Origin of the sequence: Burkholderia sp. NRF60-BP8 (assembly GCF_001522585.2) — a bacterium.
GTDB lineage: Bacteria > Pseudomonadota > Gammaproteobacteria > Burkholderiales > Burkholderiaceae > Burkholderia.
Genome location: NZ_CP013372.1, coordinates 1,167,184 through 1,193,697, shown reverse-complemented (window position 1 = coordinate 1,193,697; position 26,514 = coordinate 1,167,184). Strand labels below are relative to the sequence as shown.

22 protein-coding genes are annotated in these 26,514 nt (G+C 66.3%); 4 read left to right on the top strand and 18 right to left on the bottom strand.

Going from position 1 to position 26,514, the window contains the following annotated elements:
* Positions 1–157: 157 nt before the first annotated feature.
* The 9 genes from WS54_RS05490 to WS54_RS05450 all read right to left on the bottom strand — a co-directional run bounded on the left by WS54_RS05490 (position 158) and on the right by WS54_RS05450 (position 10,725).
* The gene (locus WS54_RS05490; RefSeq protein ID WP_159086632.1) at positions 158–1,366 is read right to left on the bottom strand and encodes a glycosyltransferase; all 1,209 of its coding nucleotides are present in this window, start codon (positions 1,364–1,366) and stop codon (positions 158–160) included.
* 88 nt (positions 1,367–1,454) lie between these two features.
* Entirely contained in the window at positions 1,455–2,693 is a 1,239-nt protein-coding gene (locus WS54_RS05485; RefSeq protein ID WP_059783711.1) for a hypothetical protein, read from the bottom strand.
* Complete coding sequence (locus WS54_RS05480; protein ID WP_059785041.1) at positions 2,690–4,123, bottom strand: DUF6418 domain-containing protein; 1,434 nt, start codon at positions 4,121–4,123, stop codon at positions 2,690–2,692. Before WS54_RS05480 ends, WS54_RS05485 begins: the two co-directional genes overlap by 4 nt.
* An 11-nt stretch (positions 4,124–4,134) precedes the next feature.
* Positions 4,135–5,316: a glycosyltransferase gene (locus WS54_RS05475; protein WP_159086631.1), complete on the bottom strand. Its 1,182-nt coding sequence runs from the start codon at positions 5,314–5,316 to the stop codon at positions 4,135–4,137.
* Positions 5,317–5,360: 44 nt separating this feature from the next.
* Positions 5,361–7,583: a GNVR domain-containing protein gene (locus tag WS54_RS05470; RefSeq protein WP_082725152.1), complete on the bottom strand. Its 2,223-nt coding sequence runs from the start codon at positions 7,581–7,583 to the stop codon at positions 5,361–5,363.
* A gap of 227 nt (positions 7,584–7,810) precedes the next feature.
* Entirely contained in the window at positions 7,811–8,383 is a 573-nt protein-coding gene (gmhB, locus tag WS54_RS05465) for a D-glycero-beta-D-manno-heptose 1,7-bisphosphate 7-phosphatase (RefSeq protein WP_034204984.1), read from the bottom strand.
* Complete coding sequence (locus WS54_RS05460; protein ID WP_236872761.1) at positions 8,373–9,104, bottom strand: nucleotidyltransferase family protein; 732 nt, start codon at positions 9,102–9,104, stop codon at positions 8,373–8,375. Before WS54_RS05460 ends, gmhB begins: the two co-directional genes overlap by 11 nt.
* On the bottom strand, positions 9,101–9,682 hold the full coding sequence (locus tag WS54_RS05455) for a D-sedoheptulose 7-phosphate isomerase (protein WP_059783715.1): 582 nt from the start codon (positions 9,680–9,682) through the stop codon (positions 9,101–9,103). The genes WS54_RS05460 and WS54_RS05455 overlap by 4 nt, the downstream gene beginning before the upstream one ends.
* Complete coding sequence (locus WS54_RS05450; protein WP_059783717.1) at positions 9,679–10,725, bottom strand: GHMP family kinase ATP-binding protein; 1,047 nt, start codon at positions 10,723–10,725, stop codon at positions 9,679–9,681. The genes WS54_RS05455 and WS54_RS05450 overlap by 4 nt, the downstream gene beginning before the upstream one ends.
* Before the next feature lie 514 nt (positions 10,726–11,239).
* On the opposite strand from WS54_RS05450, the gene WS54_RS05445 reads away from it, so the two are divergent.
* Together WS54_RS05445 and WS54_RS05440 are read left to right on the top strand one after the other, a co-directional pair.
* Positions 11,240–12,352, top strand: a complete 1,113-nt coding sequence (locus WS54_RS05445; protein ID WP_373557144.1) for a polysaccharide biosynthesis/export family protein — start codon at positions 11,240–11,242, stop codon at positions 12,350–12,352.
* A gap of 483 nt (positions 12,353–12,835) precedes the next feature.
* Positions 12,836–15,037, top strand: a complete 2,202-nt coding sequence (locus WS54_RS05440; protein WP_059785044.1) for a glycoside hydrolase family 3 C-terminal domain-containing protein — start codon at positions 12,836–12,838, stop codon at positions 15,035–15,037.
* 83 nt (positions 15,038–15,120) lie between these two features.
* Here WS54_RS05440 and WS54_RS34360 read toward each other — a convergent pair whose 3' ends face one another.
* Both WS54_RS34360 and WS54_RS05435 read right to left on the bottom strand, forming a co-directional pair.
* The gene (locus WS54_RS34360; RefSeq protein WP_256980673.1) at positions 15,121–15,246 is read right to left on the bottom strand and encodes a hypothetical protein; all 126 of its coding nucleotides are present in this window, start codon (positions 15,244–15,246) and stop codon (positions 15,121–15,123) included.
* The gene (locus WS54_RS05435; RefSeq protein ID WP_179955203.1) at positions 15,243–15,821 is read right to left on the bottom strand and encodes a DUF4865 family protein; all 579 of its coding nucleotides are present in this window, start codon (positions 15,819–15,821) and stop codon (positions 15,243–15,245) included. The genes WS54_RS34360 and WS54_RS05435 overlap by 4 nt, the downstream gene beginning before the upstream one ends.
* A 130-nt stretch (positions 15,822–15,951) precedes the next feature.
* Between WS54_RS05435 and WS54_RS05430 the strand changes: the two genes are divergently transcribed.
* A complete protein-coding gene (locus WS54_RS05430) occupies positions 15,952–16,809 on the top strand; it encodes a LysR family transcriptional regulator (RefSeq protein ID WP_059783722.1) in 858 nt (285 codons plus the stop codon).
* Positions 16,810–17,065: 256 nt separating this feature from the next.
* Here WS54_RS05430 and WS54_RS05425 read toward each other — a convergent pair whose 3' ends face one another.
* Both WS54_RS05425 and WS54_RS05420 read right to left on the bottom strand, forming a co-directional pair.
* The gene (locus WS54_RS05425) at positions 17,066–17,518 is read right to left on the bottom strand and encodes a hypothetical protein (RefSeq protein ID WP_034204988.1); all 453 of its coding nucleotides are present in this window, start codon (positions 17,516–17,518) and stop codon (positions 17,066–17,068) included.
* The gene (locus tag WS54_RS05420) at positions 17,494–18,291 is read right to left on the bottom strand and encodes a hypothetical protein (protein WP_159086630.1); all 798 of its coding nucleotides are present in this window, start codon (positions 18,289–18,291) and stop codon (positions 17,494–17,496) included. Before WS54_RS05420 ends, WS54_RS05425 begins: the two co-directional genes overlap by 25 nt.
* 356 nt (positions 18,292–18,647) lie before the next feature.
* On the opposite strand from WS54_RS05420, the gene WS54_RS05415 reads away from it, so the two are divergent.
* Positions 18,648–19,235 (top strand): IMPACT family protein, encoded by a 588-nt coding sequence (locus WS54_RS05415; protein WP_034204990.1) that lies wholly within the window; start codon positions 18,648–18,650, stop codon positions 19,233–19,235.
* A 270-nt stretch (positions 19,236–19,505) separates the two neighbouring features.
* On the opposite strand, the gene ppk2 is transcribed toward WS54_RS05415, so the two are convergent.
* The 5 genes from ppk2 to WS54_RS05390 form a co-directional block, all read right to left on the bottom strand.
* A complete protein-coding gene (gene ppk2 / locus WS54_RS05410) occupies positions 19,506–20,456 on the bottom strand; it encodes a polyphosphate kinase 2 (RefSeq protein ID WP_034204991.1) in 951 nt (316 codons plus the stop codon).
* Between the two features lie 87 nt (positions 20,457–20,543).
* Positions 20,544–21,938: an OmpW/AlkL family protein gene (locus tag WS54_RS05405; protein WP_059783725.1), complete on the bottom strand. Its 1,395-nt coding sequence runs from the start codon at positions 21,936–21,938 to the stop codon at positions 20,544–20,546.
* Between the two features lie 4 nt (positions 21,939–21,942).
* On the bottom strand, positions 21,943–23,238 hold the full coding sequence (locus tag WS54_RS05400) for an HlyD family secretion protein (RefSeq protein ID WP_059783727.1): 1,296 nt from the start codon (positions 23,236–23,238) through the stop codon (positions 21,943–21,945).
* A 12-nt stretch (positions 23,239–23,250) separates the two neighbouring features.
* On the bottom strand, positions 23,251–24,255 hold the full coding sequence (locus WS54_RS05395) for a hypothetical protein (RefSeq protein ID WP_059785047.1): 1,005 nt from the start codon (positions 24,253–24,255) through the stop codon (positions 23,251–23,253).
* Entirely contained in the window at positions 24,252–26,372 is a 2,121-nt protein-coding gene (locus WS54_RS05390; RefSeq protein ID WP_059783729.1) for a peptidase domain-containing ABC transporter, read from the bottom strand. The genes WS54_RS05395 and WS54_RS05390 overlap by 4 nt, the downstream gene beginning before the upstream one ends.
* Between the last annotated feature and the right edge of the window lie 142 nt (positions 26,373–26,514).

Below are 26,514 nucleotides of genomic sequence, written 5' to 3'. Positions count from 1 at the left end.
CCCGACTGCTGAATCGATCGGCCGCAGGACGGCAAATCTCCCGCGCCCGGCCTTCCCCTTTCCGGTATCCATGCTGCACATGCAAGGTCCGGAAGCCAGCCGGCCGCGAGCCGTTCGGATTACGCCATCGGGGCCCTCCTCTTCGTTGCGGCGCCCGTCACGACGGGCTGCCTGCCGGCGGCGCGATCAGCTCGCGCCACCGACGATCGAATACCGGCATGCTGAAATGCTGCTCGCAATACGCGGCGAAGCGCATGGCCGCCGCCACGACGCGATCCAGATCCGCGGCCGGATCGGCGACGAACCGCTCCAGTCGCGCGTCGCTCATCGCAAGCGCATCGTCGTGAAATCCAAGCCCTTCGAACGCGGCTTCGTTGCCGACCGGCACGCAACCGTACGAAACCGCCTCCAGCACCTTCGATTTGATGCCGCCGCGCAGAAAAGCAGGACACAACGCGATCGAGCACGCGGTGTAGACCTCCGCCTGCGTCGGCGCGAAGCCGGCGAACTCGACGTTCGGCACGGGCGCGTACCGGCCGGCCATGCGCCCGTAGATCACCAGCGGCGTTGCCGGCCGGATCCGCGCCCACAACGCCACGAGGAATTCGATCGCGAGCCGGTTCTGCAACTGCCGGTCCGAACCGATGAAGACGAACCGGAACGGCGCCGCCGGACGCCGCATCGGCACCAGTGCATGCATCGGCGGCGCGATCACGTGCGTCTTCACGGCCTCGTCGTTCGTGAGGGACCGCCGCAGCGACTGCGCGTCCTCCGTCGATACGAGCGTAACGGCGTGCGACGAGCCGATCGCCGCGCGCTCCTGCCGTCTCAGCGCGAATGCTTCATAGCCGAGGAATGCATTGCGGACCAGCCTCGCGTTGGCGAGCCTGACGAACGGCCCCGGAATCGACTTCTCCAGATACCCGGCCGACAACGGCAAATCCTGCTCGCGCAGGATGTTCGCGCGGCGCGACATGAGATCGTCGAAATCCACGACGATCCGGCAGCCGGGCACGCTGCGCCGCACCAGGATCGCGTAATCGACGAGCCGGATGCCGTCGAAATAGATCACGTCCGGCCTGATCGCCTCGACGGCGCGCAGCAGCGCCGTGCGCTTGCGCGGATGCGAGAACATCGCCACCTGAAGCGCGCACGGCGCGCCGCGCAACACGCTCCATCCGACCCGCACCGCCGCGCCGATCTTCGCGCGCCAGCCGCCGTCCTCGAACACCGAGCGGATCTTGAATTCGGTCACGTCCATGTGGTCGCCGATTGCCTTCCGGATGAAGCTCAGCGTGCGCTCCCGTCCGTTCGATACGTCCTGCGGAATGTCCCGCGTCATCACCATCAGCACCCGGTTTTTCACGAGCGACCTCCCCTGCGATCCGATACCTTCCCGATTCCCTGTCCCGCCAGCCCGCGCCGGCGCGGCGAACGACCGCCTGCACGCCGGCTCATGGCCGCTCCCGGGCGAACGCGAGATTCCCGAGCACCACGCACCAGAACACCACGAGCGATACCGCGATGCCCGTCGAAGGCGCATACATCACCAGCGTGCGCGGCATGACGAACGGCGCGGCGACGATCGCCGCGACGATCAGCACCTGCTTGATCATGATGAGCCGGTAGCGCCGCACGGCCAGGAGCCACGTGCTCAGTCCCGCATCGACGAACGTCGCGATCGCGCAGCCGGTCGCGTAGATCATCACCGGCACGCCCTGCACGAACGCGGGCCCGTAGATCATCAGGAACACCTTGCGGCCGACGACGTAGCTGCCGACCCACGCGACACAGCCGACGAGGCCGAGATAGAGGCCGAGCTTCAACGCCTTGGCGCGCACGAGCGGCTCGGTCCGCGCTGAAAAGACCATGCTCGGCGCCAAGGCCAGCGCCAGCGTCGTGCCGACCGAATTCCATTGCTCGACCAGCGACGCGGCGGACGCATAGATGCCGAGATCGGCCTTGGACACCAGCACGCCGAGCAGCAGCCGATCCATGCGCAGCACCAGCACGCTGGCCGCAATGGCCGGCCAGATCCGCAGCCCGCGCACGACCAGCGCTTTCGTGACGGCCGCGCTGCCGCGAAACGATTTCGGCGTCTTCAACGCCAGCTCGCGATAGCGGCTGAACGGCGCCGCGGCCGCCACGCAAGCCTCCAGCGGCCATGCGAACGCGGCGACGATCACGCCGAGCGACGCGTGCGCCGCGATGTACAGCCACAGCACCCGCACACAGCTGGCGTACGCACGCGCCCGCGTGATCACCCACGGCTTCGATTCGGCGTAGGCCATCAGCGAACCGAGCGCGATCGGCTCCACGATCAGCGCAAAGGCCGCGATCAACGTGAGCTCGGATACGCTCGACGGCCGCATGACGATCACCACGACGCCCATGAACAGCAGCATGACGGCCAGCGTCAGCGTGAGCCGCAGGCGGAACGCACGGTAGACGACCATGTGCCGCAGGCGCGGGTGCTTGCCGAGGATCGGCTGGATCACCTGTGCGCCGAAAATCAGCGCGACGCTGCCGATCACGTAGGCCAGCGACAACGCGAACTGCAGCTCGCCGAACAGCCGCGCGCCGTAGATGTTCGCAAACAGGTGATTGCTCGCGATCGCCGCGAGCGCACCGATGATCTTTTCGCACACCACACCCGCGAACGACGAAAACAGAAGCCTGACGAACGCGTTCAAGATGTCCCCGTCCGCATCGCATCGGCATGCACGCGCCGCGCGTCGACGCAATGCCACCAGATCAGCGCGATCGCCAGATAGAACAGCGTGCGCGCGCCGAACAAGGTCCAGTAATCGCCCTGCTGCATCGCATAGGTCGCGTAGGCGAAGATCTTCGTGGCCAGCCACAGCATCACGACGCCGCCGCGCATCGCGACCAGGATCAGCATCGCGCTCGCCACGCCGTAGATCGCGCCCGTCAGCGCAATGAACAGCGCGCCGCCCGCATAGCCGAACCAGTAGACCGGCACCGCCATGTTGCCCATCGTGAACGTCACGTCGTCGAACACGTAGGCCTTCAGGATCTCGGGCGTGCCGTACGACAGCATCAGGTCGCGCAGCCCGCTCACCGGCGCATCGCTGAAGAACGTCGGCTCGGTGAACGAGCCCAATGAATCGACGAAGCGCCCGAACGCGGCCATGCCCCCGAACGTCGGCGCGCCGAACAGGTGGGCGTCGCCGTCCACCACGTACCACGCCTGCCCCTGTTCGAGAAACCGCGACACCACCGTCTCCGCGACGTCGAGCCCCTGCCCCCGGTACGCGTAGAACACCGACACGCTGCCGATCACGAGCGCGATGAGCGAGCCGATGCCGAGGTAGCGCATCACCGGCTTGCCGTTCATCGCATGGATCGCGATGAACGGGATCAGGACGGTCAGGCATACGTGCAGCACGGCCATGAACTGTTCGCCGTGCAACGCCTCCAGCACCAGATCGACGACGAGCAGGCACACGGACGTCCAGCGCACGACCCGCGTCGAACTCGTGCAGAAGGTGCCGAGCAGCACCGCGACGAAGGTCTGGTTGTTCAGGAACAGGTTGAACAGCGTGCCGTTCGACGCGTCGTTGCGCAGCGCGTAGCGATTCACGCCGCTCAGCACCGCGAAGCCGCCCGTCAGACCGGCCAGCACGCCCGTCGCGAGGATCGCGCCGACCAGCCCCAGCCCGAGCGCCACGCTCATCGGCTGAAGCGTCATCCGCGCGCGGATCGGCGGATGGACGGAGCGTGCGTTCAGGATCCGCTCGAACGCGAACGATGCGCACGCGATGAAAACGACATAGAACGACAGCAGCCGGCTGAACGCGCCGTTCGCGACGCCGAAGATGTCCGTTTCCCGCAGGAATCCGCCGGACTCGATCCCCACGCCGGCAACGAATGCGGTCAGTCCGATCACCAGCGTGTACAGGATCGACACGGCGAACACCGGCCGCACGACGATCAGCGCGATCACGCCCGCGACCGCGACCAGCAACGTGCAGGTCGCGCTCGGTTCCATCGCGCCGAGCGCCGGCAGCATCGCATTGACGCTCAACGCGAGCACGAACAGCGTCGATACGGCCACGCCCGTGAGCACCGCGGTTCGGCCGTCGGCCGGAATCGTTCGCATCGCCGCCTCTTTCACGCTTGTGCCCGGCTGGCGCGCGGCCGGCCATGCACGGCGCGCGCCAGCGCATCGTGCAGTTGCGCGCTGACCGCGCCGGACGAAAAGCGCCGCGCGTTCGCCCGCCCGGCGCTCACCAGCGCAGCGCGCAGCGACGGGTCGCCGGCGACGCGTTCGATCTGCCGGCCCCATTCGGCGGCATCCATTGCATCGGCGACGGCCACGAACGACTCGCCCATCGTGTAGCGGTACACCGGCAAATCGGACGCGATGACCGGCACGCCGACGAATTGCGCCTCGATCACCGTGCGACCGAAGCCTTCGTGCAACGTCGGCGATACGTACAGATCCGCCGCCTGGAAAAAGTAGCCGAGATCCTCGTCGTCGACGTTCTCGACGAAATGGGCGGCGATGCCCGCCTGCGCGGCAATGCCGCGGCATTCGTCGCGGTTGGCCTGGTTGTGCGCGCTGCCTACCCGCAGCACCATCACGTCCTTGCGTCCGAGCGACGCCAGCGCGCGAAACAGCGTCGCATTGTTCTTGCGCGTTTCGTCCGAGCCGACGTTCAGCACCACCAGCGCGTCGCCGACGTCGATGCCGAAGCGCGCAAGCAGCGTCGCGCGCGCCCGTTCGCGCACCGCGGCGTCGATCGGCGCATAGCGGTCGTCGAACGCGTTGGGAACGACCTGGATCCGGTCGGCGCGGATGCGCAGCGCCGCCAGCGCTTCCTGCGCGGTCACGTCCGACGGCGCGAGCACCACGTCCGCGGTCGCGATCAGCGACTGCGTCAATCGCATGTACGCATTCTTCAACTGCTCGACGACGCCGCGCACCTGCCCGGGACGCTGCACGTGATGCAGCACGATGCCGACGCGGCCGCCCGCCCGCCGGATCAGCGGAATCATGAAGGCGAGGTCTTCCTGGTACAGCATCACGAAATGTCCGGCGCGCGCCGCCGCGATCGCACGCAGCGGATACAGCACGAACTGCGTCCAGTAGCGCCGGAACGAACGCGGCTCGGCCGGAATGTCGACCGGCTCCACGTCGAATCCCGCCAATACCGGGATGAAATCGATACATTTGAGGCTGTATCGCATGACGCCGTTCCAGCTCACCGGCCGCGGGCCGAGAAACCACACGACCCGCACCGCGGGCGACTCGCGCCGCAGCCCGTCGTTGCCCGCCATCGAATCGCTCATGCGTTGCACCTCCTCGCCCGATTGCATCGACGCCTCCCGAGCGATCAGGCGCGCGCCGCGGCGAAGCCGGCGCCGATCCGGCGAACGCCGTGCAACGGCGACGGCTCGAACCCGTTGAACACCAGCCCGTCGATGTGCACACCGATCTTGCGCAGGCTCTCGAGTGCGTCCGCGATGCCGACCGAATTCGCCGAACCCTGGCGCGCGACCAGCAACGTCATGTCGGCCACGCGCGACAAGGCCGCGATGTCGGCCACCGGCAGCACGGACGGCGCATCGACGATGACCATGTCGTAGCCGCTGCGCAACGACACGAACAGCTTGTCGAGACGCGCGACGTCGAACGGGTTGCGCGTCGACGCGCGCTGGGTGCCGGCGGACAGCGCATCGAGTTTCCCGGCCACGTGCGTGATCGCCTCGTCGGCCGGCAGCGCGCCCTTCAGTACGTCGGACAAGCCCGGCGTCGCGGCGACCGGCAGATAGCGATGCAGCGCCGGCGCGCGCACGTTGGCATCGACGATCACCGTCTCGAGCCCCTGCTCGGCGAACAGATAGGCGAGGTTGGCGGCAATCATCGACTTGCCCTGCGCGGGCGCGGCGGACGACACCAGCACGACCTTCGCGTCGCCGCCATAGGCCGCCAGCCGGTGTCGCAACGTCAGCGCCAGACTGTCCATCGCATCGGCCAGCGGCTCGTCGGCCGACTCCTGCGTCGCGATGAAGGCCGGCGTGCGATTCGCATCCGCATCGGCCAGGCGGCGCGAATTCGGCAGGATGCCGAGCATCGGGATGCCGAGCGCCGCTTCCAGGTCATGCGGATCGCGAATGCGGCCGGCCAGCAGTGCACGGCCCTGTGCCGCGAGAAACCCGAGCATCAGCCCGATCACCGCACCGGCGAGGATCGCGATCAGGCGCTTCGGCCGGATCGGCTTGTCGCTCGCGACCGCCTTGTCGACGATCGACGCGTTGCCGACCGTGCCGGCCTCCGCGATCTGCAACTGCTGGGTATTGTTCAGCAATCCGACATAGAGCTGGTTGTTGACCTCGACGTCGCGCGCGAGACGCAAGTACGTCTGCTGCTGCGACGGCAGGCGCGCGGCCTTGTCCTTCAACATCGCAGCCTGCTTGTCGAGCTCCTTCAGCTTGTTGGCCGCCGCAACGACCTGCGGCTGCCCCGGCACGTATTTCGACAGCAGATCCTGATACTCGAGCCGGGTTTCGAGCCGCGACTTGTCGACGAGCGCCAGTTGCTCGACCAGCAGCCGGATATCGCCCTGCGCGTCGATCGACCCCTGCTGGTTGCGAAACGTGTTCAGCGCCTGCTCGGCCTGTTGCAGCCGGGCCTTGACGATCGGCATCTGCGCGTTGAGGATCTTGAGGCTGCGCTCCGCATCGTCGGCGCGGCGTCTCGCGTTGAAGTTCAGGTAGGCCGCGGCGATCGCATTGAGCATGCGCGCGGCAAAGACGGGATCCGGATCCTCGAAATTCAGTTGCATGATGCCCGACTGGCGCTTCGTCTCGATCACGCCGAGTTTCTTCAGGATCGCGTCGAGACGCACGTCGGTAGCGACGCGCCGCACGCGGAATTGCGCACCGGGGTGCGCGACGATCCGTGCGACGTCCACGCGATAGCCGTCGCTCGCGCTCGGCTCGCCGACCACGCCGCTCAGCACCACCTGGCCGCCGCGGTCCGTCAGCCGGAAGCGGTTGCCGTCGAGATAGTCGAACGTCAGCGCCTTGCCGATCTGCGCGGCCGGCACCTCGAACGTCCTGAACTCCAGACGCTCGCCGCCCCAGGCCCACGACGACATCCCGAGCGGCGCGTCGACGAGGCCGTTCGCGTCCTTCGGCAGGAACGAACCGATCAGCCCGCCGACGATCGGAAACCGGTTCTCGACCGACACCTCGGCCTGCGCGGCCGTCGCGTTCATCGCTTCCAGAACGACCGAACGCGAACGGACGATGTCGATTTCGCCGACCACCGCCGAATTCTGGATATCGAGCGCCTTGGAGATCGACGACAGCGACCCCAGTGCGCTGGGCTTGTTCTCCTCGATCTGGATCAACATGTCGGCCGAATACACGGGCGTCGCCGCGATCGCATAGACGATCGCCAGCAGCAGGCAGGCCGCGAACACGGCCGCAAACAGGCGACCGTTGTCGAGCACGTTCTCCAGCAAATCGATCGGCGACAACCGCGTCGCATGTCCGGCGGCCTGTTTCGGTTCGTTCTGATGCCCGGTCAATGCAGGTCGGTCCATCTTCATGCTGAACTCCAGAATGGAAGATCCGGCTGGCTTCGCCGCCTTACGCGCGTTGTGATTCACGTTCATGTCTTTGAAAATCCGGCTGGAAGCCCTTCGGTGCCGGCCGGAATGCACTGCGTCGGGAGCCTGGATGCCCCGCGCTTGCCCGATCGGCGCAACGGCCGGCAAGCCGTCGTCGAGTCCTCGTTCGTTTCATCTCGGCATGCAGCCGTCGAGGCTGCGACCCGCTACGCACCCGCCGCGACGACGCCCGTGGGTTGCAGCGCCGCACCGATGTCGGACAGCCGCGCGACGACGTCGGCCGCCTGATCGGCTTGCACCGGGCCGGGCCGGTCGCCCACGAACAGGAAACGGCGCCCGACGCCGGCGCGCGCACCGGCCTCGAGATCGGACGGCTTGTCGCCGACCAGGATCGACGCCGACAGGTCGAGGTCGAGCTCGCGCCGCGCGTCGTGCAGCATCCCGGGTTGCGGCTTCCGGCATGCACATGCCTGCCGGTAGCGGCCCATCCCGGCCACCGGGTGATGCGGGCAAAAATAGACGCGGTCGATTCTTGCGCCACGCTCGTCGAACCTGCGGCGCATCCAGTCCATGAATGCGGCGAACTGCAACTCCGAAAAATATCCGCGGCCGATCCCGGCCTGATTCGTCACGACGATCACCTGGTAACCGTTCGCATTGGCCAGCCGCACGAGATCGAAGATGCCGTCCACGAACACGCAGTCCTGCTGCCGGTGGACGTAGCCGTAGTCGACATTGATCACGCCGTCGCGATCCAGGAACAGGGCTCTACGCTTCACTGGTTCCGGTCTCCAGCATCGGCGGAATCGCGGTCTGCGCGCGCCGGTAGTCCGCCGGCACGCCGATGTCGATGAACGACGTGACCTCGGGGAATACGCGGATGTCGAGCGCGTCTACCCGTTCGGCCAGGAAATCCTGCTCGAACGAAAATTTCTCCGGCAGCGCGAAGCCGAGCAGCTTGCTCGCGTCGACGACATACGTGCCCGCATTGATGTAGCCCCGTGCCGGCCGCTTCTCGCGGAACGCCGACAGCCTGCGCGACGTCGCATCGAATTCGAGCGTGCCGTAGCGCGACGCATCGTCGACGCACGTGGCCGCCACGACGAGATCGGGGCGCGTCGCGTGATGGAAAGCCGACAGCGCGCGCAGATCCAGGTCCGACCACGTATCGCCGTTCATCACGATCATGTCGCGCGCGCCGTGAGCCTTCAGCGCGTGAACGATCGCGCCGCCGGTACCGAGCGGCTCGTCTTCCTCGATCACGGAAATCGCGATGCCGAAGTCGCGCGACGTCACGAACGACTTGATCGGGCCGCTGCCGTAACCGAGCGACAGCACGACCTCCGTCACGCCCTGCTGCTGGAGCCCGCGCAGCATCCAGCCCAGAAACGGCTCGCCGTCGATCGACGCGAGCGCCTTCGGCAGTGCGTCGCCCAACACCGGGCGCAGCCGCGTGCCGAGGCCGCCGGCCAGGATCAGGCAGGGCAGCATCGCGTTCATGCGAAGATCCGCTCTTCGACGATGCCGCAAATGATGTGGCCGCATACGAGATGCCCTTCCTGGATCTTCGGGGTCGACGCGGACGGAATCTCGATGCAGATGTCGGCACGCGTGCGCATCTCGGCGGCGCCGGGTCCGTTGCCCGTGAAGCCGACGCAAACCATGCCGGCCGTCCTGGCCACTTCCAGCGCGCGGAGAATGTTCGGCGAACGCCCCGACGTCGAATACGCCCAGAAGACGTCGCCGGGGCGCCCGGTCGCCTGAATCTGACGCTCGAACAGCTTCTCGTAACCGTAGTCGTTGCCGATCGCGGTCATGACCGAGCTGTCCACGGTCAGCGCGAACGCCGCGAGCCCCGGCCGATCGAAGTTGAAACGACTGACGAATTCGCCGGCGATATGCTGCGCGTCCGCGGCGCTGCCGCCGTTGCCCGCGAGCAGGATCTTGTTGCCTGTCCGTAGCGCTTCCGTCACGCGTTCGGCCACCTGTTCGATCCGCGCCAGTTGCTCACGGTCGGATACGAGCGCCGTCAGCACCGACAGCGTCTGGCGAATTTCGCTCTCCACGCCGATCGTCATTGATTCTTTCTCCACGACTGCGCACCGATGTCGGTGAACGTACAGTTGAGCACCTGGCCGTTGATCCCGTTGTACGCGTCCAGCGCGCGCATCACGGCCGACCGTTCGACCGGATCGACGAAGAACATCATGAAGCCGCCGCCGCCCGCGCCGGACACCTTGCCGGCCTTCGCGCCGGCCCGGACCGCGACCCGGTACAGATCGTCGATCATCGAGTTCGAGATGTTCTTCGCCATCCGCTTCTTCGATTCCCACGCGTCGCGCATCGACGCGGCGAACGCATCGAAATCGGCGCGCAGCACGGCTTCCTTCATGCGCACGGCTTCGTCCTTGACCTCGTGCAACGCGGCCAGCGAATCGACGACGCCTTCGGTCACGTTGCTGCTCTGTTCCTTGATGATGTTGGCCGACTCGCGCGATACGCCGGTGTAATACAGCACGAGCGACGCCTCCATCTCGGCCTTGATTTCCTGCTTGATCCGCAGCGGATTGACGATCACGCGATCGCCGTAGAACTCCATGAAGTTCAGTCCGCCGAACGTCGCCGCGTATTGATCCTGCTTGCCGCCGGCGAGCCCGAGATCCTCTCGCTCGATGTCGTGCGCGAGGTGCGCGATGTCGTATTCGCCGAGCGGCAGCGACAGCAGTTCGCAGAACGCCCTGACCAGCGCGACGACGATCGTCGACGACGAGCCGAGCCCGGATCCGGGCGGCGCTTCGGAGCACGTCGTGATCGTGACGGCCAACGGATGGCCGCCGTGGAAATCGCGCACGATCCGGTTGTAGACGCCGACATGCAGCCCGAGGCCCTTCTGCACGTCGAGCACCGGCGACACCGGGCCGATCCAGCGCGTATCCGTATCCGCCGCCACCAGTTCGACCTTCGCGTCGTCGCGCGGCGCGATCGACGCATACGCGAACTTCTCGATCGTGACATTGAGCGCCAGACCGCCGAACCGGTCCGAATAAGGCGGCACGTCGGTTCCGCCGCCGCCCAGACCCAACCGCAAAGGCGCCCTCGAACGGGCAATGAAGCGTGTCATGAAATCTCTCGCAGACAGTGAGTCGGACGCCGGCACGATGCCGTTCGCGCCTCCGCACATTCGGTCGGAAATGCACGACCATGTTCGTTGGCGCCACTATGCGATAGATGTCCGGCACGCTGCGTGCGATGGCTTACATTAAGCCGCCACCGCTCGATCCAGGGCGTTCAACCTGCGTTACGCTCTGTTCGCGATCGGCACGGCGACGTGCGAACCGGCGTCGAAATCGCCGTCACGTCCCAGCCGCGCATGACGACTACCTTGCGTCATTGGCAATGTTTGACAATCGATGCCGGGAGCCGCCTCGCCGTGAACGACGCGCGTGTCGCCGTGCGCCCGAATGCCGCCCGCGCGTGTCGTCACGATGTGCAGAACGAAGCGAAGGCGCGACGGGCGCCTTCGCTTCGATCCGGATAACGTAACAATCGATTCAACGATGCTGGACACAAAAATGAAAATCGCTCAACCACTGGACTCCGTGGCGCCGGGCCACACTCGCACAGTCATGCGCCGCATGTGCATGGCGTTCTCGTTCGCGACCCTCGCGACGCTCTCCGCCTGCACGGTGCCGGGGCAGCACATGAATTCGACCGCGTTGCCGGTCACGACCGCCGAGAACGGCGACGTCACCAGCGACATGCAAGTGCCGGTCAAGCAGATCGATCTGACGCAGATCGAGCAGATGCGCGCCGCACAGAAACGTGCGCCCGGCGCGACCATTGCGCCGAACCTGTTCGCGAAGGCGGACATGTACCGGATCGGCGCCGGCGACGTGCTGCAGATCACGGTGTGGGATCACCCCGAATTCGCGACGGCCGCCGGCCAGCCGGTGCAGAACACGAAGGCCGCGGACGCCGCGCCCGGCTTCGTCGTCGACGGCAACGGCAACGTGCAGTTTCCGTATATCCCGCGGCCGATCCACGCGGTCGGGAAAACCGTCGCGCAGCTCCAGCACGAAGTCAGGACCGAACTCGCGAAGGTGTTCGTGAAGCCGCAGGTCACGGTTCGCGTCGCGTCGTTCCGCGCCACGCAGGTCTACGTCGACGGCGAGGTGCGTAACCCCGGCGCCCAGCCGATCAACGACATTCCGATGACGCTGATCGAAGCCGTCAGCCGCGCGGGCGGCTTTGCGCCGACCGCGGATCAGAGCCGCATCACGCTCACCCGCAACGGCACGATCTATCCGCTGAACGTCGCGCAGATGATGAAGACGGGGAAAAACCCGGCGGACATCATGCTGAAGCCCGGCGACATGCTGCATGTGAGCGCGCGCGACGACAACCCCGTGTACGTGATGGGCGAAGTGGTCAGGCCGCAAGCCGTCGCGCCGCTGCGCGACGGTTCGCTCACGCTGAGCGAAGCGCTCACGCAGGCCGGTCAGCTCAACCAGCAAACGTCGAATGCCAAGCAGGTGTTCGTGCTGCGCAAGGCCGCCGACAGCGAACCCGTCATCTATCACCTCGACATGCAGTCGCCGGTGTCGATGCTGCTCGCGAACCAGTTCCCGCTCGCGTCGAAAGACATCGTGTATGTCGACAACACCGGGCTCGTCCGCGCGAGCCGCGTGCTGAACCTGCTGCTGCCGGCGATCAGCGCGGGGTTGACCGGCGCACTCGTGACGAAATAGCCGGGCCGGCCGCACGCGGGGAGCGGGTTCGCATGACGCGCCTTCCCGCGTTCGATGCGCACGCAACGAGTCGACCGCCATCCCGCCGCACTACGCCGCAAAACCGCTTGCTACTCAGTACTTCTTACCCGCCTCATCCCGACGATCGGGAAGGGTGACCGCCTTTCCGACCCGCCGCGCGCCCCTACGAAATAAAGATCGCACGTATCGGTAGAAACACCGATGCTGTAGTCAAACTACATTCATACCATTTGTCGTTGCAGAGAATCGCTACATCCGATTCGACAGTGTCGGGCGGCCAGCGCGTCGCCGCCCGCATTGACCGATCGAGCCCAACCGGCCGTAACGATTCCCCGCCTGGCCTGGCATGCCGACGCGCAACCACCCTGCATCGCCAGCCGAATGCGTCCGGTGCGAATCCACCGGGCGCGCGCAGCTCCAGACATCATCCGAACAACCGGCAATACGATCATGGAGAGCAACATGCGGGACACCCTCTGGCCGGCCGTCGTGCTGGCAGCGACCCTCTGCACCACCGCCTACGCCGGCGACGCCGATTTCAATGCGCAGGGCGACGCGACCGACGCGTTCGCATCGGCCGCCGCGCAACGGCGCGCCGACCTGCTCGTGCGCAAGATGACGCTCGACGAGAAACTTCAATTCATTCATTCGCAATACGAAATGTCCAAGGTGCCGGGCGGCGGCGCCGGCTACATCCAGGGCGTGCCGCGACTCGGCATTCCCGATCTGAACATGGTCGATTCGGCGACCGGCTCCGGCAGCACGTCGCAGGCCAGCACGACGTTCCCGGCGACGATCGCGGTCGCCGCGAGCTGGGATCGCCGGCTGTCGTACGAATTCGGCAAGCAGGTCGCGATCCAGTTGCGCGCGCAAGGATTCGGCATGGGCCTCGGCGGCGGCACCAACCTCGCGCGCGAGCCGCGCGGCGGCCGCCTGTTCGAGTATCTCGGCGAGGATCCGCTGCTGGCCGGCGACCTGCTCGCCGAGCGCACGCTCGCCACGCAGCGACAGAAGGTCATCGCCACGATCAAGCACTACGCGGGCAACGAACAGGAGCACGGCCGGATGGGCGGCAATACGCAGATCGACGAACGCACGCTGCGCGAGCTGTATCTGTTGCCGTTCGAGATCGCCGCGAAGCGCGGCCGGCCCGGCAGCGTGATGTGCAGCTACAACCGCCTGAACGGCACCTATGCGTGCGAGAACCCGCATCTGCTGAACGACGTGCTGAAGAACGAATGGGGCTTCCAGGGCCAGGTGCAATCCGACTGGGGCGCGACGCACAGCACCGCCGCCGCGATCAACGCCGGGCTCGACGAGGAAGAGGACGTCGGGCCGAGCGTCTACCTGACGCCTGCGGCCGTGAAGCAGGCGATCGCGAACGGCTCAGTGTCGACCGCACGCCTCGACGACATGGTGCGCCGCAAGCTCGCCGTGATGATCCGCGTCGGCGTGATGGACGATCCGGCCAAAGGCGGCGGCACGATCGATTTCGCGGCCGGCAACCGGTTCGCGCAGGCAGCCTCCGAGCAATCGATCGTTCTGCTGAAGAACGACGGCAACCAGTTGCCGCTCGTCGCGTCGGCGCTGTCGCGCATCGCCGTGATCGGCGGCCATGCGGATGCGGCCGTGCTGTCCGGCGGCGGTTCGGGCAACACGCGCGATCCCGTATCGGGTTCGTTCGCTGGCTGCGGCGGCCTGACGTTCGGGTCGTCGACCGGCTGCAGCTGGTGGCGCAATCCGTGGCTCAAGGTCGACGTGCCGATCGTCGCGGCGATCCGCGCGTTGGCGCCGGCCGCGCAAGTCACGTATGCGGGCAACAGCGACCAGCAGTCGCCGTTCCGCGCGTACACGCAGCAGGAGATCGACCAGGCCGCGGCGCTCGCGGGCCGCTCGGACGTCGCGATCGTCGTGGTCGCGCAGCCGGCCGGCGAGGATTTCGGCGATCTGCAGAGCCTGAGCCTCGCGAACCCGTCGAACCAGGATGCGCTCGTCGAAGCCGTCGCGCGCGCGAATCCGCATACGATCGTCGTCGTCCAGAGCGGCAACCCGGTGCTGATGCCGTGGAAGGACAACGTGTCGGCCATCGTCGAGGCGTGGTATCCGGGCGAAGCCGGCGGCAAGGCAATCGCGAACGTGCTGTTCGGTGCGGTCAACCCGTCCGGCAAGCTGCCCGTGACGTTCCCGGCGCGCGATCAGGATTCGCCGACGTGGGGGCAAAACGGCACGTTCGAGACCGACCCGGTGTACGCGGAAAAGCTGAACATGGGCTACCGCTGGTATGACGCGCGCAACATCAAGCCGATGTTCGAGTTCGGCTACGGCCTGTCGTATACGCACTTCGCGTATTCGGGTCTGTCGGTGTCGAAGCAATGGGACGGCTCGCTGAGCGTGGCGTTTACCGTGCGCAACGACGGACGCGTTGCCGGCGCGGAGACGCCGCAGGTCTATCTCGGCGTGCCGTACAAGGACGAGCCGCCGAAGCGGCTGGTCGGCTGGGAAAAGATCCGGCTGAATCCGGGCGAAGCGCGGCGTGTGCGTGTGACGGTATCGCCGCGGATGCAGAGCGTCTGGGATACGTCGCGCAACGGCTGGCGGGTCGTCCCGGGCGGGACCGTGTATGTCGGCGCGTCGTCGCGCGATATCCGCTTGCAGGGCCACTGACTGGGCGACGATGAAGCGACCGGGAGCGCCATGCATCGCACGCGCGGCGCTCCCGCGTCAATCGTCACCATGCTGGAGTTCGCTCACCTGAGCAACAGCGCCAGCACCGTCGCCAGCGCCGCAATCGCGGCGATCCCCACCACCACCCCCGCCAGATGCGCGGCAATCACCACGCCGGCCGGCAATCGCGACGCGATGCCGGCCATCACGCGCCGCCCGCTTCCAGCGTGTCGAGCAACGGCTTCGCCAGATGCAGGACCTGGTACACCGTGCCCGCGCCGCCTTCGTCCGGTTCGCGCTCCGTCACGAGCGCACGCGTCAGCCGCCAGCGCAGCGGATCGACACTGACGGTCGCCGCAACCACGCCCTGCCGAGCCGCCGCGTCGCGATTGCGTGCGATCTCCCGCGCCAGCGTCGCGTCGAGATCGGCGTCCGCCGGAATCTCGATCGTTTCCAGACGCGCGAAACGTCCCGTCGACGCACTGCCCTTGCGCGCGTCGAGCGCAACCTGCGTGTCGATCGGCGCGCGGCCGAAGCTGTCCGTCACGCCCCGAAAGCGGCCGTCCGTCACGAACCGCGCGAACGCCTGTTCGTTGCGCCACAGGTAAAACGACGCATAGCCGTTTTCCGTCGCGCCGTGACGACCGGCCTCGCGCAGCAGGAAGCCCTTGAACAGCAGGTCAGGCGTGTCGTCCCACAGCCGGCCGCGCTCGCGCACGCGATTGCGGATGATGTCGAGGTCGTAGTCCGCCGGCAGGCGGTGCACGTAGTACGCGGTCAGCATGATCGACTCCTGGCGAAAGAAACGGACGGAATTCCGGACGACATGAAAGCAGCGTAGAAGGCCTTGAATCATTTGAAAAGACGATGGCAGAATATTTCAATGATTCGATTCGGAAATGAATGAGGGTGCGATGAAAACGCTCGACATCGAAGCCGTGCAGGCGTTCGTGCTGACCGCCGATCTCAAGAGCTTCACGCGGGCTGCGGAAGCGCTGGACACGACGCAGTCCGCGGTGAGCCTGAAGATCAAGCGGCTGGAAGACGGGCTCGGCCGCCGCCTGCTGGAGCGCACGCCGCGGCAGGTTCGCCTGTCGGCCGACGGCACCGCGTTCCTGGAACCGGCGCGTGAGCTGGTGGCCGCTCACCACGGCGCGATCAGCGCATTCGGCACGCGCCAGCGACGGCTGGTGATCGGCGTCAGCCACCACGTCGTCGGCGCCGATCTCCCGATGCTGCTGCGGCGGATGAGCGAAGCGGAGCCGGCGCTCGTGCTGGAGATCCGCGTCGCCGCGTCGCGCGACGTACTCGATGCGTTCGATCGCGGCCAGCTCGATGCGGCCGTCGCGCTGCAGCACGACAGCCGGCGGCTCGACGGCGAAACCATTCTGTCGGAGTCGTTCGGCTGGATGGCGGCGGCCGATTTCGAGCACCGTCCGCCGCAACCGCTGCGGCTCGCCACGCAGGCCGAACCATGCAGCGTGCGCCGCATGGCGGTCGACGCGCTGGACCAAGCCGGTGTCGCATGGACGGAAGTCTTCGTCGGCGGCGGCGTGGCGACGATCGGCGCAGCGGTATCCGCGGGGCTGGCCGTCGCGGCGCTCGGGCATCGCGTGGCGCCCGCCGGCACCGTCGACGTGGGTACGCGGTACGGGCTGCCGCCGCTGCCCGCGCGCGAGGTGGTGCTCCACTCGAATTTGACCGATGCACGCGCCAGGCAGGCACTGCGCACGCTGGGCGCGGCGCTACGGTCGTCGGTTGGCGTGCGTTGATGCCGCGCGCGGGTTCGACGAACCGGCGTGAACCCTTGTCTGAAAATGGCATGCATGCGCCGGACGAACCGATAAACGAACGTGACTCCGTGCTTGCGTCCTCGATCGAGCGGGCGATGGCGGCGAGTCGTCGTTGCGAGATATTGCCGCCGTCGGACCGGAATGGCGCGACGCTTTCAGCCCTTCGACGGGCGGCCCGCTCGACGCCGGACACAATTGCCTGACGCGTTTCGTACCAACGGATATTCGCCGCAAACTACGCCGGCGGCTGCCACAAATTCCGGTCGTTCAGGCAACGTTCGATCGGAATGAGGCGCGCCCGACGCATTTTGCTGACCACGCCACCGTCGACGGACTCGAACGCCATGCACGCGCAGGTCAATTGGTCCTCTTCGCGCACTTCGGAATGCGCATACGATGCCGCCCCGTTCGGATACATATCCGACTGACGAATGAGCGGCCACTGCCCTGCATCCCGGTTGACGAGCCAGATCCGCTCGCTGTCGTGAAATTCGATCGCGTCGCGCTTGACCGTACTCTGCGACAGGTCGAGCCAACCGCATCGATCTCCGGATGCGTCGGCATGAATCGGGCCCATCGACACGAGCGCCGAACACGATACCGCGATCCATTTCCGCATACGGAAAACCCACTTCCACCTGGTATCGTTCATTGCGATCTCGATCAGGATTTCGGCGCGAACTTCCATTTACCGTCGCCGTATTCCAGCGACACGTATTTGTCCAACCCGTTGGATTCGTCATAGCCGCTAAAGAACATCAGATTCCCAAGCTTGCGATACGGACGATATTCGTGTTCGTCGCGGATGGTGTGCCCGTGCAACTTCATGTCGATGGCATTTGCCCAATCGTCGAAACTCGACGCGGCCCGTATCGAATACCTGACATCCGTCCTGTACGCGCCGTCAAGATCCTTGTAGACGCTCCCGTTGATTTTCGACCGGTCCGACGAATCGCCGACGAAAAAATCCGCCTCGACCGAAGTGAAGCCATCGAATACATAGCGGCCGAAGCAAAGCGCCTTTGGCGATCCGCCGGCAGCGGGCGTTCCGGCCTGTTCGCGCACGTACGGCTTCGCTCGCGGAGCAATGTCGTAAATTCGCTTCTCGTGCGGATAAAACTGAACCGGCCCGCCATGCGGGTTCTTCACAACCGTCCGGGTGACGAATCCCACGCCGGCCAATGCCTCCATCAACGCCAGCGTATATTTCGTTTCCGTATACACCGGCGCATCGAAATCGTAGACGACAGGCCAGTGGCGATAATCGTCGCAAACTTCGCGGGCCGTGTAGCGCAATGCATCCTGACGCGCAAATGCTTCTGCCTCGGATCGGGACGGTGGACTCGGGAAGGCGGCCGAAGACAGATTCGACGACTTGAACCATCCATAGCCGGCCATGGCGAATACGACGACGAGAACGACCCGTATCGCAATCGTTTTGAATGGCTTCTTCGCTGTCACGATCAATCGCTCGACGCATTTTCCGAAAGAAAACGCATGATATCAGCGTGCGAATTTCCTTCCGAGTGCGCGGTTGTATCGGCGATTCGGCTATCGAGACATCCGTAATACCGAACCATCTCCGGCGCTTTTTCAATCCGGTTTCGGGCGCGAAAGCAGCGCATATCGCGCGCCGGCCTCCGCCGTCCAGACCGAAGTCGCCAGCCAAACCCGGTCCTCTCGACGCGCGCCACGGTAAAATTGCGTCTTCGCCCCGCGCACAGGCAGACGATGTCCATCCGCCCCCGGGGCCAACGCCAAACGCATCCACCAGCCATCATCGCCTTGATTTCCCTACGCTTTCCGCGTCGCGACGCATGAGTTACTCGCTCGCCACCGCCTACACCCGCGAACTCGACATCCGCAAGAGCCGCTTCATCGCGTATGCCGTTCCCGTCGAGGATCGCGATGCCGCGATGCAGGTACTGCAACGCCTGCGCGACGAGCATCCGGCGGCCACCCACGTGTGCTGGGCGCTGCTGGCGGGCGGCCAGTCGGGCATGTCGGACGACGGCGAGCCGTCGGGCACCGCGGGTCGGCCGATCCTCGAAGTGCTGCGCCATCACGACCTCGACGGCGTGCTCGGCGCGGTCGTGCGTTACTACGGCGGCGTGAAGCTCGGTGCGGGCGGGCTGGTGCGGGCGTATACGGACGCGATCGCATCGGCGCTGCTCGATGCCGAGCGCGTCGAGCGCATTCGGCACACACGGCTCGCGATCGAGATCGGCTACCCGGAAGAAGCGCGCGTGCGTCGCTGGATCGAACAGGCCGGCTACGCGCTGGTGGACAGCGCGTACGGGATGACGGTGAAGCTCGTGATCAAGCTGCCCGAAACCGCCGAAGCCGCGGCAAGAGTCGAACTGTTCGATCTGACGCAGGGGCGCTCGGGTTTTCCGGAGATTTGAGCCGTTGCGGCGACAGCCCCGAGCGGCGCACGCCCGGCGCGCTCGGCGCTCGTCGTTTCCCCAGGGCGTCGGAATCGCCCCGTTTCGAAGGCGTCGCCGCATATCGACGCCCCCCCTACAGGCATGCCGTCGAGGCTGTCCGTCCGACATTCTGAAAGACGGTAAAACCTGTCGAACCGAATCGCCCGCCGTCAACCGGCCGCCCGAAAAAAAAACGCGCCGCATCGAGCGGCGCGCTTCATCGCATCGCGATCGACCGGCGCGAACCGATCAATAAATCTCCGGCACGATCATGCTGTCGGGCACCGGCCGACGAATGTAATCCTCGTGATGCTCGCGCTGCGGCAGATCGATCGTCGGGCGCGGCACCTCGTGATACGGCACCTGGCCGAGCAGATGGTGAATGCAGTTCAGCCGCGCGCGCTTCTTGTCGACGGCCTGCACGACCCACCACGGCGCCTCCGGAATATGCGTGCGTTGCAGCATCTCTTCCTTCGCGGCCGTATAAGCCTCCCAGCGGCGGCGGCTTTCGAGGTCCATCGGGCTCAGCTTCCATTGCTTCAGCGGATCCTCGATCCGGCTCTGGAAGCGCAGTTCCTGCTCGTGGTCGGTAATCGAGAACCAGTACTTGACGATCTGGATCCCGCTGCGCACGAGCATCTTCTCGAACTCGGGCACCGAGCGGAAAAACTCCTCGTACTCGTCGTCGGTACAGAAATTCATCACGCGCTCGACACCCGCGCGGTTGTACCAGCTGCGGTCGAACAGCACGATCTCGCCGCCGGCCGGCAGATGCGCGACATAGCGCTGGAAATACCATTGCGTGCGCTCGCGGTTGTTCGGCGCCGGCAGCGCAGCGACCCGGCACACGCGCGGGTTCAGGCGCTGCGTGATGCGCTTGATTGCACCGCCCTTGCCGGCCGCATCGCGCCCTTCGAAAATGACGACGAGCCGGTGCCCGGTATGCACGACCCAGTCCTGCAGCTTCACGAGCTCGCCCTGCAGGCGGAACAGCTCGCGGAAATACTCCTTGCGCGCCTCGCGACGCTCGGGCGAGAACAGCAGGTCCTCACCATTGTCGAAACGGCGGTCGTCGAGTTCCATCTCGAGCTCTTCGTCGTAGGCATCGACGAGATCCTCCTCGAAACGGCGCTGGCGCGCCTCCATCGAGCGCGTATCGGTGCGGTTGTCGGTCTCGGTGCGGGTATCGTTGTCGCCCATGGGGCCTCCTTCCATCATTGACGCGGCCAAACTCGACCATTATCCCAGCGTCGCGCGTCAAATTCATGAAAATGGCCGGCTACGCCGTCAGAAGCGGAAGTTCAGCAGTACGGTGGCCAGCACCGGGTTCGCCGAAATATCGAACGTATTCGATGCAAGCGTACGGTTCGGCTGGCTGATGTCGAGCGTGATCCTGGTGCGCAGCGGGATGTAGGTCACCATCCCGGTGACCCAGAACCGGCGCGTGATCTGGTAGCTCGCGCCAACGGTGAACACCGGCTCCCACACGCTCTTCACCTTCGCCGACACATTGGTCCGCCCCGACAGCAGCAGGTCGCCGCCGGCATCCCAGATCCGCTGGAACAACGCCGGATCGAGCAGCAGCGACTGCAGGCTGCCGATGTCCGCGCCGGCCGCGAGCAGCCCGCCGAGCGACGCGAGCTTGCGCTGGAACACGGGGTTCAGGTTCGTGTTCGTGAAGCGCGTGTAGCTGACGCCGAGGCCCGCGAACGGGCGAAAACGGTCGTCGCGCTCGCCGAGGTAGTACTTGAACACGACCGAGCCGAGCCAGGCCCGCGTGGTCGCGAGCGGGTTGCTTTGGGTGTTCCCGAGATCGATCAGCGGAAAGCGCCCGTGGACGCCGGCAAAGATGCGGTCGAGCGGCAACGCGATGCTGCCGTGCCCGCGCAGCGTCAGCACCGGCGGAATGCCCGCGCCAAGTTCGGCCGCCCAGTGCTCCGAGACAAAATGCGTGAACGTGAACGCCAGCGTGTTCGTATTGCTGAGCGACAGGCTCGAACCCGCGTTCTGGAAACTGTTCAGGCCGAGCGCGTCGGTGCGCGTCGTCACGGGCGTCGAGCGGCCGGTCGTACCGACGAAGTGCCAGCCGAGGCCGACCATGTTGCGGTCGTCGCCCATCAGTTGCTCGAGCAAAGGCGGCGCCTGCGCGGCCGGCAGATCGGGCAGCCGCGACGGATCGACCGGATGCAGTTCGTACGGCATCCGGTCGGCGTGGACGACGCCGCGCGCCGCTGCGTCGTCCGCCGGCACATCGGGCGTGGCGGCCGGATCGCAACCGCCGCCGGCACGGCCCTCGTCGAAGCCGATGCCGTCCGCGCCCTCGCCGCCTGCGGCCGCGCAGGCGCGCCCTGCTTCGCCGGTTCGCTGCCCGAGCGTGATCTTGCGGGCGGTCAGCGGGATGGTATTCGCTTGCCGTCCGTCGACCGAAGCTTCGTTGCGTCCGCCGCGCGCCGGCCCGGGATCGGTCGTCCAAGCGCGCGCGTCGAAGCCGTCCGCATCGCCACCCGGCCAGAAGCCGATCCCGTCGGCGCCGGCCTGCCAGCGCGGTGCGGCGTCGCCGTCGGGCGGCGGCGCGGCCTGCGCGGCCGCCGCGCAGGCGAACAGCGTCGCGCCGAGCCAGCGCGACAGCGGACGCACGGTGCCCGGCCGCGCGCGGCGGCGGCGGATGTCGCGATTCGCCATCGACTCAGGCCGGCACGCCGAACAGGCGCTGCCGGATCCGGTACAACGGCTCGAACAGCCATTCGAGCAGGCTGCGCCGCTCGAGCACGATGTCCGCCTTCAGCATCATCCCGGCCCGCAGCGACAACGGCCGGCCGTCGAACGACGGCGTGCGGTCGGCGAGTTCGACCCAGGTCTTGAAGTAGGTCTGCGGCACGGCCGCATCGCCGGGCAGGTTCAGCTCCTTCGCCGAGAACGCGACCGGCGAGATCGACAACACCTTGCCGCGATACGTGCCGAATTTCTCTACCGGATAGCTTGCGTACGCAACCTTCACCTCCTGGCCCTTCTTCACGAAGCCGGCCTTCGACGACGGAATGTAGACCTCGGCAATCAACCCGTCGGCCTTCGCTGGCAGGATCTCGACGACGCGCGTGCCGGGCGGGTCGATCACACCGCCCTGCACGACGTCGAGCCGCACGATCTGCCCGTCAGCCGGCGCGTACAGCACCTGGTTCACGTTCTCGTCGATGTTGTATTCCTTCGCGTTGAGCTCCTCCTGCTTGATCTTCAGTTCCGCGTTCGCGCCGTCGTACTTGCTCTGCATCGTGTCGAGATCGCCGCGCAGCTTCATCGCGTTCTTCGCGAGTTCGGCCCGGCGCAGCAGCAAGTCCTGGTACGCCTGCCCGGCCTGCAGGTATTGCGTGTTGACCTGGTTGTACTGTTCGAGCGTCACGACCTGTTCGTCGAGCAACTGCTTCACGCGCGCGCGCCGTTCGCCGTACTCGTCGACGATGCGCTTCTGGTCCTGGATCTGCCGGTCGATCAGCCCGCGGCTCTCGCCCTGCGCGGCGATCTGCTGATTGATCTGCTGCACCGACGACCGGTATTCGAGCCGTGCCGCATCGATCTGCTGCGCCACCTCGACGCGCTGCCGGTCGAGCGCCGCGCGCATTCCCTGCACGTTGTTCGCCTGGCTGACGAAGCTCGTGTCGCGCGTCACCGCGAGCAGCCGCTGGCCGGCTTTCACGTGCTGGTCCTTGCCGACGTAGACGTCGCGTACCGCCCACCCCGGCGGCGCACCGACGCCGATCAGCCCCGAGCGCGGCGTCAGCATCCCCGACACGCTTTCGGTATTCGCATAGCTCAGTTCGACGAGCGCGGTCACGAACATCGCGAACATCGTCAGCGACAGGTAGCAGAAGAACCGCATCGACACCGGCACGTCGACGACGCCGTGAATCACGGTGCCGAAGGTCGTGCCGCGCGCGAGCTTGCGCGACGGCTTCTGTTCTCGGAGGGCGGAATTCCAGGTCGGCATGGGGCGGGCTCGTCAGGCGCGACGCCGCGGGGCCGCATCGAGCAGCGGCGTCGGCATCAGGTAAGGCGTGAAGTGTTCCCAGAAGTGCCATTGCTCGGGCTGGCGCACGAGCGCCTGATCGAGACGGTCGACGATGCGCTGGTGCGTCGCGCGCACGGGCGACGCGTCGTCGTCGCTACCCAGCATCGGCACGAGCGGGCTGGCCGCGAGCTCGGTGAAATGCACCGCGCAGCGATCGCGGAACGGCACGCCGGTCGCATACGCGACGAGCAGCGGAATGCCCTGCTCGACCGCGAGCTTCACGCCGCCGCCGGCCATCCGCACCCAGCGCCCGCCGAGCCGGCAGCGATTGGTCTTGCCGAATTTGCCGTGCAGGTCGGAAAACAGCAGGAACACCGGCGCCTCGCGCCGCAGGCTCGCGATCAACCGCCGCAGGTGCACGCGCTCCTCGATGTCGATGAATTCGACTTCGCCGGCGCCGTACTCGGCGACGAGCCGCAGCGCATCGTCGAAGAACGCGCCAGGCGCATCCCGGTGCAGGATCACCATCAGCTTGCGGTCGTCGGGAATCATGAAGCGCAGCTTCGTGACGAACAGCATCAGGTTACCGAAATGCAGCCCCGCGAGCATCAGCGGGCCGCCGCGTGCGAGTGCCGCGCGCAACTGGTCGTCGCCTTCGCACGCCATCCCGTCGATCATCGTCTTCATCGATTCGAGGCTGTGCGTGCGCAGCTTGAGCCCCGCGAATTCGGCCTCGAACAACTCGCGCACGATCGCGGTCGACACTTCCCGCACGCGCCGCGGATCGTCGTTCAGGTGCGCGCCCAGCATGTAAGCGACCGCGCGTTCGATCGACTCGCGAATGCACGGAAAGCAGCGCAGGCACGCGCCCGAGCACCAGCGCATCAGTCGCAGCCCGCGCGCAGGCGACGTGCGCAGCGCGACGGAGCGCACCGCGCGACGCACCAGGAACGCATACGAGAACGGATTGAGCAGGAAGAGTCGCCCGAGCATCACCGCACCTCCTCGCTCGCGCGCCATGCGTCCGTCGCGTCGGTCAGGACGCCCTCGTGCATCCGGTAGACCCGGTCGACCATCGACAGGATCGACGCATCGTGCGTGACGAGCACGATCGTGCACGGCAGCGTCAGCACGTTGCGGCAGATCTCGTGCGTGGTCGCCTGGTCGAGATTCGACGAAAATTCGTCGAGGATCAGCAGGCGCGGCTCGCAATACAGCGCCCGCGCGATCAGCAACCGCTGCATCTGGCCGGCCGACAGGAATTTCTGCGTATCGCCGAGCGGCGTGTCATAGCGATGGTCGAGCCGCTCGATCTCGTCGTGGATGCACGCGAGCTTCGCCGCGTCGTACATCGCGCCGATCCGCGGCGCGGGCGCGAAGTTCGTGATGTTGTCGCGGATCGTCCCGCGAAACAACTGGTCGGACTGCGTGACGGCGGCGAGATGCTTGCGGTATTGCCGCAGGTTCACTTCCGCGAGATCGACGCCGCCGACAAACAGCGTGCCGGGCTCGGGCCGCACGAGCCCGCAGATCAGGTTCAGCAGCGTCGTCTTGCCACTACCGGTACGGCCGACGATCGCGATCTTGCCGCCGGCCGGCACGTCGAGTGCGACAGCGCTCAGGATCGGGCGACGGCCGCCCTTCGGCGTGTACGACAGCGCACGGATCGACAGCGCGCCGTCGAACCCGTCGACCGGCCGCACGACCGCATCCGGCGCGGGTTCCTCGGTTTCGGTCTGCAACACGTCCGCGACGCGATCCATGTGCACCTGCAGCACCTTGCGGCGCACGTAGAGCTGGATCGCATCGGTGAACTTGTCCGCGAACAGGTTCTTGTACTGGATGAACGCGTAGATCACGCCGATCGTGCTTTGCCCGTGCATCACGAGCCACGCGCCGTACGTGACGATCACGAGTTGCTCGACGTGCACGATTCCCTTCGAGATCGCATCGAACAGCAGTTGCAGCCGCTCCTGCTGGCGCATCGCCTGCAGTTTCTGCGTGAACGCGTTGACCCACAGGCTGCTGCGCGCGGTCTCGGCCGACAGCAGCTTGATCGAATGCGCGGACCGGATGTTCTCGATCAGCAGCGCATCGGCCTCGGCGCCGCGCGTGAGGATCTGCGACATCGCGTCCTGCAGTTGCGGCTGGATCGCGAGCCGGCTCAACGCGAACAGCACCATCCCGGCGAGGCTGATACCGGCCAGCACGGGGCTGTAATACAGCATCAGCACGAGTGTCAGCGTGCAGGTGACGATGTTCAGCAGCCCGCCGATCAGCCCGTCGACGAGAAACCGCCCGACCTCCGACACCGACGACACGCGCGAGATCGAATCGCCGGTGTTGTGAAACAGGAAATAGCCGATCGGCAGCCGCGCGAGATGGCCGACCATGTTCGCCGACAACTGCTGCGACACGATGTTGCGCAGGTAGCTCTTGATGTTGCCGACGAGGTTCGCGTAGAGCGTGTCGAACAGGAACACGATCGCGAACAGGATCGTCAGCAGGTACAGGATGTCGACGTCGGTCTTCTTCAGCGCTTCGTCGATCGTCAGTTGTACGTACGACGGGCCGAGCAGCAGCAGGAGCTGCGCGGCGACGCCGCCCGCGATGCCGATCGCGAGGCTCTTGCGGATGCCGGTCAGTCCTTCGAGGTAGTCGCGCAGCCGGATCCGGTCGGCCTGCCCGGCCCGCGTGAAACCGATGTCCGGATTCAGTTCGAGCGCATAGCCGGTGATGTGCGTGAGCGCCTGCGCGAGCGGCAGCTTCATCTCGCCGAGCGCGGGGTCGACGATGTGCACGCTGCCGTAGCCGACCTTCGTCAGCACGACATAGTGGTTCATCCCCCAGTGCAGGATGCACGGCGTCTTGAGCGCGTCGAGCTCGCCCGCATCGAACTGCAGCCCGCGTGCGCGCAGGCCGAGATCGTTCGAGATCTCCATCAGGTCGAAAAACGACAGGCCGGAGTCGATCCGCACCGGATAGCGGTTGCGCAGCGTACGCAGCGTCGTGTCGCGCCCGTGCCATGACGCGATCATCGCGAGGCAGGCCAGGCCGCACTCCGTCACTTCGTCCTGCAGGACCGGACGGACTTTACGCGTATTGAAGAGCATGGTCGGGCACCCGGGGCGCGACGACGCGCCGCCCGGGCCAGCCGGTGCAGGCCCGCGACGGGTCGTGCGCGATACGCATGAACGCAGCCGGCGCGTCCGGCTGCGACGGAAGATCGGTGTTGCCGGCCGCTCGGCGGGCCGC